We start from the raw sequence: 9,753 nt of genomic DNA, 5'->3' as shown, positions 1-9,753 counted from the left end.
TGTAGAAGTAGTACGGCAGGATCCCCGCCTCACCCTGCAAGCCGAAGCACAGGTCCAGCAGGGCGCGGTCGCTGTCGTTGACCCCCCGCATCAGCACGCCCTGGTTCCGCACGTCGCGGACGCCGGCGTCGAGGGCGGCGCGGACCGCGTCGGCGACCAGCGGGGTGAGCGAGTTGGCGTGGTTGACGTGGGTGTGGATGGCGAGGTTGACGCCGCGGCCGCGGGCGAGCTTGGCGACCCGGCCGAGGCCCTCGACGACGTCGGGCTGGAGCCAGTGCTGCGGTACGGCCATGAGCGCCTTGGTGGCGAGCCGGATGTCCCGGATGCTGTCGACCTCCAGCAGCCGGGTCAGGTACGACTCCAGGTTCTTCCACGGCACGTTCGCCACGTCGCCGCCGGAGACGACGACGTCGCGGACGCCGGGGTTGGCGGCCAGGTACTCGATGTGCGCGTCGTACCGGGCGACCGGCTTGAGGACGAGCTTCAGCTTGTCGACCTGCGGGGTCGAGTTGCCGACGAGGTCCATCCGGGTGCAGTGGCCGCAGTACTGCGGGCAGGTGGACAGCAGCTCGGCGAGCACCTTGGTGGGGTACCGGTGGGTGAGCCCCTCGGCGACCCACATGTCGTGCTCGTGCAGGGAGTCGCGGGTGGCGTGGGGGTGGGAGGTCCACCGGCCCTGCCGGTCGGAGGCGACGGGGATCATGTACCGCCGGACGGGGTCGGCGTAGAACGCCTCCGTCGTCATCGGCTCGAACGGCACCATCGTGTTGATCATCTGCGGCGGCACCAGCATCGACATCGTCGCCAGCCGCGCCTGGTCGTCGGCCAGGTCGGTGTAGAACCGCTCGTCGAGCAGCTCGCCCATGACGCGGCGGAGTTGGTCGATGTTCTTGACGCAGTTGACCCGCTGCCACTGGGCGGACCGCCACTGGGCGTCGGTGACGTCGGCCCAGCCGGGGAAGCGGGTCCAGTCCGGCTCGACGAGCGGCCGGCGCTGGTATCGGTACGGCTGCCCGAGGGTCGAGGCAGCCCGGATCGGCGCATCAGCGGTCATCGTCATCCCCGTAGGTTATAGAAAATTCTCCGGTAGATAAAGTGGTGAGCCGGAAATCGTCCGGTTCTTATGGCAATCTGCGGTGACATTGCCGGCTCGGGTGACCCGATGTGCACCAGCGGTAACGCTGGTCACCAGCGGCGCCGAGGGGTTGGGCGCAGCGCCCGGCGGCGGCAGACTGGGGCCTTATGACGGACGCTACGACGCTGTACCGCAACGGGTTCATCCACTCACCCGCCGCCCCCGGTGCAACGGCCCTGTCGGTCGGCGCGGACGGCCGGATCGCCTGGCTGGGGCCGGACGAAGAGGCACCGGCCGCCGACCGGACGGTCGACCTGGACGGCTGCTGGCTGGCGCCGGCGTTCGTCGACGCCCACGTGCACGCCACCGACACCGGGCTGGTGCTGTCCGGCCTGGACCTGTCCGGCACCGCGAGCGCCGCGGAGGTGTTGTCGGCGGTGGCGGGTTTCGCGGCGGGGTTGCCGGTGTCGGCGACGGTGTTGGGGCATGGCTGGGACGAGTCGACGTGGCCGGCGGGTGGGCGGGTGCCGCCGTCGGCGGCGGAGTTGGATCGGGCGGCGGGTGGGCGGCGGGTGTATCTGTCGCAGGCGTCGGTGCATTCGGCGTTGGTGTCGGGGGCGTTGTTGGCGGCGGTGGCGGCGGATGTGCCGGGTTGGTCGGGGTCGGGGTGGGTGCGGCGGGAGGCGCATCACGTGGCGCGGGCGGCGGCGTTCGGGGGGTTGTCGGCGGCGGATCGGGGTCGGGCGCAGCGGGTGATGTTGGCGCGGGCGGCGGCGCTGGGGGTGGCGGCGGTGCATGAGTGTGCGGGTCCGCAGATTTCGTCGGAGGGGGATCTGACGGCGTTGTTGGCGTTGTCGGGTGCCGGTTTGCCGGAGGTGTACGGGTACTGGGGTGAGCTGGGTGGGGCGCGGCGGGCCCGGGAGTTGGGGGCGGTGGGTGCGGCGGGGGATCTGTTCGCCGATGGTGCGCTGGGTTCGGGTACGGCGTGGTTGTCGGAGCCGTACCGCGACGGCGGCTGCGGGCATGGCTATCTGACGGCGGAGCAGGTGGGCGTGCACGTGGTGGAGTGCGTGGAGGTGGGTGTGCAGGCGGGTTTCCATGCGATCGGGGATGCGGCGATCGGGGCGGTGTTGGCGGGGTTCCGGTGGGCGGCGGATCGGGTGGGGTTGGCCCGGGTGCGGGCGGGGGCGCATCGGATGGAGCACGTGGAGGTGCTGGACCGGTCGCTGGTGGCGGGTTTGGTGGAGTTGGGGGTGACGGCGTCGGTGCAGCCGGTGTTCGACGCGTGGTGGGGCGGGTCGGAGCGGATGTATGCGCAGCGGTTGGGGGTGGAGCGGGCGTTGGCGACGAATCCGCTGCGGTCGCTGCATTCGGTGGGGGTGGGGTTGGCGTTCGGGTCGGATGCGCCGGTGACGCCGGTGGATCCGTGGGGGGCGGTGGCGGCGGCGGTGGGGCATCACTGTGTGCCGCAGCGGTTGTCGGTGCGGTCGGCGTTCGCGGCGCATACCCGGGGTGGGTGGCGGGCGTTGGGTCCGGTGGCGGATCCGGCGGCGCGGTCGGTGCGGGAGCGGGAGGGTGTGTTGGCGCCGGGGGCGCCGGCGACGTTCGCGGTGTGGCGGGTGTCGGGTGGGTTCGTGGCGGGGTTCCCGGTGGTGGGGGCGGGGGTGCCGGCGCCGGTGTGTGTGCGGACGGTGTTGCGGGGGGCGGTGATCCACGGTGGCGGTCACTCGTCGGTGGGGTGACGGCGGGGTGGCGTGGGCGTGTCCCGGTTGACGGATGTGCGGGCGGGTCGCGTACCGTCTGGTGGTCCTCACAACGGGAAGCGGCTGTTGTTCGCTTCGTCCCTTCGCCGGCTGGCCATGTGGCGGGTCCTCGGGCCCTCGCTATTCCCAGGTCCAGCGGGCGGGGGTCGGCGGGGCGGCGCGGACCGGCCGCGTCTTGCCGGTGTGTCGGTGCCCGGGTTCGGGTGTCGCGGGGGCAGGCGGGTCGCGCGGCCAGTAGACAACGGCGCGGCGGGTGCAGCCAGTGCCCGTCGGGTCGGTCCGAAGGTCGTCGGGGCGGTGGCTGCCTACATCGGTTGGGGAGGATCTGGGAGCGCGGGGCGTGGTCGCGGTGGCGGCCACGCCCCCATCGGTGTGTCCGGAGGTGGGTGGCGGGTGCGCCGGTGGGTGCGGGTGGGTTGGCGGCCGGCGGTGGCGGTGCTGGCGGGGGTGTTGCTGCTGGTGTCGTTCCCGCCGTACGGGTGGTCGTGGTTGGCGCCGGTGGCGGTGGCGGCGTTGACGGTGTGCACGGCCGGGGTGCGGGTGCGGTCGGGGCTGGGTTCGGGGCTGCTGGCGGGGGTGGTGTTCTTCACGCCGATGCTGTCGTGGACGAATCTGCACACGGGTTTGGTGCCGTGGTTGTTGTTGGCGGCGTTGCAGGCGCTGTACCTGGCCGGGTTGGGCGGGTTGTTGGCGTGGGTGTGGCCGGTGGCGGGGCGGTCGTGGTGGGCGACGGCGGCGTCGACGGCGGTGTGCTGGGTGGCGCAGGAGGCGCTGCGGGATCGGACGCCGTTCGGCGGGTTCCCGTGGGCGCGGTTGGCGTTCGGGCAGGATGGTTCGCCGCTGCTGCGGCTGGCGGTGCTGGGTGGTGCGCCGTTGGTGACGGCGGCGGTGGCGCTGGCGGGCGGGTTGTTGGCGGCGCTGCTGTTCGCGGCGGGCCGGGCGTGGGCGGACGGCGGGCTGCGGGTGGTGTGGCGGCGGCCGGGGGTGTGGGGTCCGGCGGCGGCGGGTGTGGTGCTGGGGGTGCTGGCGGCGCTGGTGCCGCTGTCGCGGCCGGCGGCACCGCCGGTGGTGGTGGCGCTGGTGCAGGGGAATGTGCCGCGGCTGGGGCTGGATTTCAACGCGCAGCGGCGGGCGGTGCTGGACAACCACGCGGCGGGGACGCGGCGGCTGGCGGCGGAGGTGGCGGCGGGGCGGCAGCCGCGGCCGGCGCTGGTGGTGTGGCCGGAGAATTCGTCGGATATCGACCCGCTGCGCAGTCCGGATGCGTCGGTGGTGATCTCGGCGGCGGCGGCGCAGGTCGGGGCGCCGATCCTGGTGGGGGCGGTGCTGCGGGGCCCGGGTGAGGGGCGGGTCCGGAATGTGGGCCTGCTGTGGTGGCCGGATCGGGGCCCGGATCTGGAGCAGTTGTACGTGAAGCGGCATCCGGTGCCGTTCGCGGAGTATGTGCCGCTGCGGCGGATCGCCCGGGCGGTGAGCGCGGAGGTGGACCGGGTGCGGTCGGAGTTCGTGCCGGGTACCCGGGCGGGGGTGATCGACGCGGGGGCGCTGACGATCGGGGACGTGATCTGCTTCGAGGTGGCCTACGACGAGGTGGTCCGGGACGCGGTCCGCGGCGGGGGCGGGGCGCTGGTGGTACAGACGAACAATGCGACGTTCGACACCGCGGAGGCGGAGCAGCAGTTGGCGATGGTGCGGTTGCGGGCCATCGAGCACGGCCGGGATGCGGTGATGGCGTCGACGGTGGGGGTGTCGGCGTTCGCCGATGCGGACGGCCGGCTGGTGGGGGCGACGGGATTCAACACCGACGCGGTGGTGGTACACGAGGTGCGCCCGGGTGGTGGGCGTACCCTGGCAACGCGGTTGGGGTACTGGCCCGAACTGTTGTTGGTGGCGTGCGCGGCGGTACTGGCCGGCGGCGCCGTGGTGGTGCGCCGGCGGCGAGCCGGCGGTAGGGACGGAGCGTGAGGGTGAGCGAGCGGTACCCCGCAGTGGGTCGGGTCCTGGTCGTTATTCCGACCTATAACGAGGTCGACAACGTCCGGCAGATCACCGACCGGGTACGCACGGCGGCACCCGACGTGGACATCCTCATCGCCGACGACAACAGCCCGGACGGCACGGGTGAGATCGCGGACGCCCTGGCGGCGGCCGACGACCACGTCCACGTGCTGCACCGGGCGGGCAAGCAGGGCCTGGGCGCGGCGTACATCGCGGGTTTCGGCTGGGCGCGCGAGCGCGGCTACGACGCCGTGGTGGAGATGGACGCGGACGGTTCGCACGCCCCGGAGGAGCTGCCGAAGCTGCTGAACGCGCTGGAGAGCGCGGATGTGGTGCTGGGTTCGCGGTGGGTGCGCGGTGGTTCGGTGGTGAACTGGCCGCTGCACCGCCTGGTGCTGTCGCGGGGGGCGAACTTCTACACGCGGATGCTGCTGGGTGTGCCGCTGCACGACGCGACGGGCGGCTACCGGGTGTACCGGATGCCGGTGCTGGAGAAGATCGATCTGGGTGCGGTGGCGTCCACGGGCTACTGCTTCCAGGTGGACCTGGCGTGGCGGGCGTTCCGGGCCGGGTTCCGGGTGATCGAGGTGCCGATCCGGTTCTCGGAGCGGGAGCGCGGGGCGTCGAAGATGTCGTCGTCGGTGATCGGCGAGGCGTTGTGGCGGGTGACGGTGTGGGGTGCGGCGGCGCGCCGGGATCAGGTGGCGGCGCGGTTGCGCCGCGGCCGGGCCGGCTAGCGGCGGACGGCCGTGCTGCGGCGGGTGGTGGGCGCGGTCCTGCTGGCGGGGCTGGCGCTCGCGGCGGCCGAGTTCGCGGTGTTCGTGCTGCTGGTGCACCGGTGGGGGCCGCTGTGGCCGGTCGGGTTGTCGCTGGTGACGACGCTGGCGGGGCTTTGGTTGGTGCGCCGGGAGGGCGGCCGGGCGTGGCGTCGGGTCCGGGACGCGGCGTCGGCGGGCCGCCCGCCGGGCGGCGAGGCGGTGGCCGGGCTGGTGGCCCTGGCGGGCGCGGTCCTGGTCGCCCTGCCCGGCCTGGTCGGGGATGTGCTGGGGCTGCTGCTGTGGCTGCCGCCGACGCGGCGGCTGGTGGCGGGGTTCGCGGCGGGCCGGTCGGGGGCGCTGGTGGGCCTGTTCGGGCCGCGCCGGGTGCGGGTGCGGCGGACGCGGAGCGGGCCGCCGCCGGGCGATGGTGCTGCCCGGCCGCGGCCCGGCGGCGTGGTGGAGGGTGAGGTCGTCGACCCGTAGGGTCAGACGCCGCCGCGGCGGGCGCGGACCTCTTGGAGTCGTTCGGCGAGGATGTCCTCCAGTTCGGCGATGGAGCGCCGTTCGAGGAGCATGTCCCAGTGGGTGCGCGGGGGCTTGACCTTCTTCTGCTCGGGTTCGCTGCCGTCGACGAGGCGGGCGACGCTGCCGTCGAACTTGCACTCCCAGGTGATCGGCACCTCGGCGTCGACGGCGAACGGCACCTCGAACCGGTGGCCCTTGGCGCACAGGTACTCGCGGGTCTGCCTGGGCGCGAGTTCGGTGTTGCGGTCGGATTCGTAGCTGACCGCGCCCAGTCGGCTGCCCCGCAGCATGCGTTCGCCCATGTCGGCTGTTTCCCCTTCGGGTCGTGGTGTCCGCGTGTGTCAACGACGGTGCCGCCGCCGCGATTCCCGCGCGGCCCGCGCCGCCGGCGGTGAGGTCTGCGCCCCCGGCGGGTGTCCCGCGGCGGGCGTGGACGCCCATTCTACGCCGCCGGCGGCGCGGCGGCCGTGGCGGAGCGCCGCCGATGATCAGTTGCGGCGGCCGGGGATCAGCCGGGGCGGGTGGCGCCGAGGGCGGCGAGCGCCGCGGCGAGCTGCCCGACCTGTTCGGTGAGGGGGGCGAGGCGGGCCTCGGCGGCGTGCAGGGCGGCGGCGAGGCCGTCGGCGCGGGTGCGCTCGGCGGTGGCGGCGGCGTCGGCGCGGTGCCGGTCGTCGTGGGCCTGCCGGGTTTCGGCGCGGGCGGTGTCGATTGCGGTACGGAGGGTGTCGAGTTCGGTGCGGGCGGCGGTGAGGTCGGCGGCGGCCCGGTCGGCTTCGGCGCGGGCGGTGTCGGCGGCGGCGCGGCTGCGGTCGGCGGCCGCGGCGGCGTCGTGGGCGCGGCTGTCGGCGGCGCGGGCCTGTTCGCGGGCGGTGTCGGCGGCGGTACGGGCGGTGTCGCGTTCGGTGCGGGCCGCGGCAGCGTCGGCGCGGGCGGTGTCCCGGTCGGCGGTGGTGGCGGCGGCGGCGGCGCGGAGTTCGTCGATGGTGGCGGCGCGGGCGGCGGCGAGCGCCTCGGCGGTGTCCTTGGCGGCCGCGGCGGCGGTGGCGTCGGCGCGCGCGCTGTCGGCGGCGGTGTCGGCGGCCTGCCGGGCGCGTTCGGCGGCGGCGAGGTGGTCGCGGGCGGTGGCGGCGTCGGCGCGGGCCGCGTCGGCCTCGACCCTGGCGGTGTGTGCGGCGGTGTCGGCTGCTTCGGCGCGTTCGGTGGCGGCGTCGGCGTCGGCGCGGGCGGCTTCGGCGGCGGTCTCGGCGGCGGTGCGGGCGGTGCGGTGGGTGTCGGCGTCGCGGCGGGCGTCGTCGCGTTCGGTGTGCGCGGCGGCGACGGCGGTGGCGGTCTCGGCGCGGACCCGGGCGAGTTGCCGTTCGACGCCGGTGGGGGAGAGTTCGGCGTCGAGGGCGACGGCGAGGGTTTCGGCGGCGGCTTCGAGCCGGTCGACGAGTTCGTGGGTGCGGGCGACGTCGCCGGCGAGGCCGGGGGAGGTGCGCTGGCGGAGCCGGGTGTTGCGGGTGGCGCGCTGGCAGGCGCCGTCGTTGTCGCGGCAGTAGCGGAACGGCCGGCCGGCGGCGTGGCGCTGCGGTACGGGCTTGCCGCAGTGGGCGCACGGGCGGGCGGCGGTTTCGGCCGCCGGGGGTTCGGTGGTGTCGCCGATCGTGTCCACGGTGTCGGAGTTTAGTGGCCGCCGGCGGGGTTGCCGGGGAGCAACGTGCGGGGTGGCGGGGCGGGCCGGAACCGGTACTATTCACGTCTGTCGATCGGCGGGGTGGTGGTGGCGTGCGCCACGGGCACGGAAATCGCGGGAACGGTGGTCGGACGGTGCGGCGGGTGTGGCCGCTGGCTGCGCTGCTGTTGACGGCGGGGGTGGCGTGGCCGACGCTGGCGGCGGCCGGCGACGGGGCGCCGGAGTTCGTGTACGACGTGACCCGCCGGGCGGCGCTGCGGGACATTCCGGGTACGGCGATCACGTTCCCGGCCCGGGCGGGCCGGGCGGCGCGGCTGGTGGCCGCGGACCTGTCGACCCGGCCGGTGACCGCGCTCGCGGCGGGCGACAACGTGGGCAACACGTTCGCGGTGTCGTGTGCCGGCCCGAAGCTGGACCGGTCGGCGGAGCAGGGGGCGTACTGGGCGACGAACCTGGTCCCGCCGGGGGAGAAGGGCGTGGAGCCCGACCTGCGCTGGCTGTTCGTGGCGCCGGCGGACGGGGAGTTCACCTGCCGGCTGCGCATCTCGTCGTACTCGACGATCATCACCGGCGACCGGAGGGTGACGATGCGGATCCCGGCCGGGGCGCGGCTGACCCGGCTGGCGGCGCCGGAGGCGAGCCGCTGGACGCTGCCGGCGGCCGACGCGACCCGGGTCGCCGGCGGCGAGTCGGCCCGGGTGCTGAGGGCGGTGTACCCGCTGCCGGACGGCGACGCGGCGGTGCGGGTGGGGCAGGACGCGGCGCTGAGTACCTGCAAGGCGAACTCGTCGATCCCCGGCTGCGCGGGCGGCTCCGCCGACGTCGACGGCAGCGTGGTGGACACGTCCATCGAGGTGCGGCCGCGGGCCGCGGACGGCGCGGACTGCGGCGCGGACCTGGCCCCGCCGGAGCACCGGATCAGCACCGCCAAGCACCACCTGTCGGCCACGAACACCGTCGACCTGCCCCGCGAGCGGCTGCGCGGCTGTACGTCGGTGGAGGTGGCGCTGCTGGTCAAGCACCTGTCCGGGAATCCGGTGCTGATCCACGCCGGGACGTCGGCGGGGAACGCGGCGACCCGCGGCTTCGCCACCCTCCTGCCCACCGACTGACCCGGCGGCAGCGAGTCGGTCGCGGCGGCCCGGACCGGTTCCTAGGCTGGTGGGGTGGCAGATTCCGCGCGGCTGCTCGCCGCTTTCGACGACCAACTCCGCTTCGCCAGCGAGTCGCGGCCGCCCGCCGGGGTGGTGACCGAGTGGGACGGGCCGCTGATGCGGGTGGTGGGCCAGCACCGCGGGTTCGTGTGCGCCCGCCGCGACCCGGGCCTGTCCGGCGCCGACCTGGATGCGCTGATCGCCCGGCAGCGCGACTTCTTCGCCGACCGCGGCGAGGCGGTCGAGTGGAAGACGTACGGCCACGACCGGCCGGCGGACCTGCCGCGGCGGCTCGCGGCGGCGGGGTTCGCGCCGGAGGACCGGGAGACGGTGGTGGTCGCCCCCACCGCGGCGATCGCCGCGCCGGCCGCCCCGCCGGCGGGGGTGCGGCTGCGGGAGGTGTCCGCGGACGCCGACCTGGACCGGATCGCGGCGATGCAGTCGGCGGTGTGGGGCGAGGACATGGCCTGGCTGGCCGCCGACCTGCGCGCCCGCCGGACGGCGAACCCGGACGGGCTGCGGATCGTCGCCGCCGAGGCCGGCCCGGAGCTGGTGTCGGCGGCGTGGCTGGTCCTGACCCCGGGGGTGGACTTCGCCGGGCTGTGGGGCGGGTCGACGGCGGCGCCGTGGCGGGGGCGGGGGGTCTACCGGGCGCTGGTGGCGCACCGGGCGGCGCTCGCGGCGGCGGCCGGCGTGCCGTATCTGCAGGTGGACGCGTCGGACGACAGCCGGCCGATCCTGCAGCGGCTGGGTTTCACGGCGCTGACGACGACGACGCCGTACGTGTGGTCGCCCGCGGGCTGAC

The 9,753-nt window shown here is 75.2% G+C and carries 9 protein-coding genes; 6 read left to right on the top strand and 3 right to left on the bottom strand.

The features are described from left to right. On the bottom strand, positions 1 to 1,060 hold a 1,060-nt coding region (locus tag IEY94_RS21510; RefSeq protein WP_189172048.1), incomplete at its 3' end, for a KamA family radical SAM protein. A gap of 182 nt (positions 1,061 to 1,242) precedes the next feature. Here IEY94_RS21510 and IEY94_RS21505 point away from each other — a divergent pair. The 4 genes from IEY94_RS21505 (at position 1,243) to IEY94_RS21490 (ending at position 6,077) form a co-directional block, all read left to right on the top strand. Continuing rightward, entirely contained in the window at positions 1,243 to 2,817 is a 1,575-nt protein-coding gene (locus tag IEY94_RS21505) for an amidohydrolase (RefSeq protein ID WP_189172047.1), read from the top strand. A gap of 414 nt (positions 2,818 to 3,231) precedes the next feature. Then, positions 3,232 to 4,803 carry an apolipoprotein N-acyltransferase gene (lnt, locus tag IEY94_RS21500; protein ID WP_229784327.1) on the top strand — a complete coding sequence of 524 codons (1,572 nt, stop codon included), beginning with the start codon at positions 3,232 to 3,234 and terminating at the stop codon, positions 4,801 to 4,803. Then, positions 4,800 to 5,573, top strand: coding sequence for a polyprenol monophosphomannose synthase (locus tag IEY94_RS21495; protein WP_189172046.1), 774 nt, complete (start codon positions 4,800 to 4,802; stop codon positions 5,571 to 5,573). The genes lnt and IEY94_RS21495 overlap by 4 nt, the downstream gene beginning before the upstream one ends. Before the next feature lie 12 nt (positions 5,574 to 5,585). Beyond that, the gene (locus tag IEY94_RS21490; protein ID WP_229784326.1) at positions 5,586 to 6,077 is read left to right on the top strand and encodes an FxsA family protein; all 492 of its coding nucleotides are present in this window, start codon (positions 5,586 to 5,588) and stop codon (positions 6,075 to 6,077) included. Between the two features lie 2 nt (positions 6,078 to 6,079). On the opposite strand, the gene IEY94_RS21485 is transcribed toward IEY94_RS21490, so the two are convergent. Together IEY94_RS21485 and IEY94_RS21480 are read right to left on the bottom strand one after the other, a co-directional pair. Then, positions 6,080 to 6,421, bottom strand: coding sequence for an RNA polymerase-binding protein RbpA (locus tag IEY94_RS21485; RefSeq protein ID WP_189172045.1), 342 nt, complete (start codon positions 6,419 to 6,421; stop codon positions 6,080 to 6,082). Positions 6,422 to 6,627: 206 nt separating this feature from the next. After that, positions 6,628 to 7,773, bottom strand: coding sequence for a serine/threonine protein kinase (locus IEY94_RS21480; RefSeq protein WP_229784325.1), 1,146 nt, complete (start codon positions 7,771 to 7,773; stop codon positions 6,628 to 6,630). Positions 7,774 to 7,937: 164 nt separating this feature from the next. Between IEY94_RS21480 and IEY94_RS21475 the strand changes: the two genes are divergently transcribed. Next, on the top strand, positions 7,938 to 8,906 hold the full coding sequence (locus IEY94_RS21475; protein ID WP_189172044.1) for a hypothetical protein: 969 nt from the start codon (positions 7,938 to 7,940) through the stop codon (positions 8,904 to 8,906). 54 nt (positions 8,907 to 8,960) lie between these two features. Then, positions 8,961 to 9,752 (top strand): GNAT family N-acetyltransferase, encoded by a 792-nt coding sequence (locus IEY94_RS21470; protein WP_189172043.1) that lies wholly within the window; start codon positions 8,961 to 8,963, stop codon positions 9,750 to 9,752. Position 9,753 lies beyond the last annotated feature (1 nt).

Origin of the sequence: Pilimelia anulata (genome assembly GCF_014647895.1) — a bacterium.
GTDB lineage: Bacteria > Actinomycetota > Actinomycetes > Mycobacteriales > Micromonosporaceae > Pilimelia > Pilimelia anulata.
The sequence above is the reverse complement of the archived record's forward strand: the minus strand, read 5'-3'. Positions and strand labels throughout refer to the sequence as shown.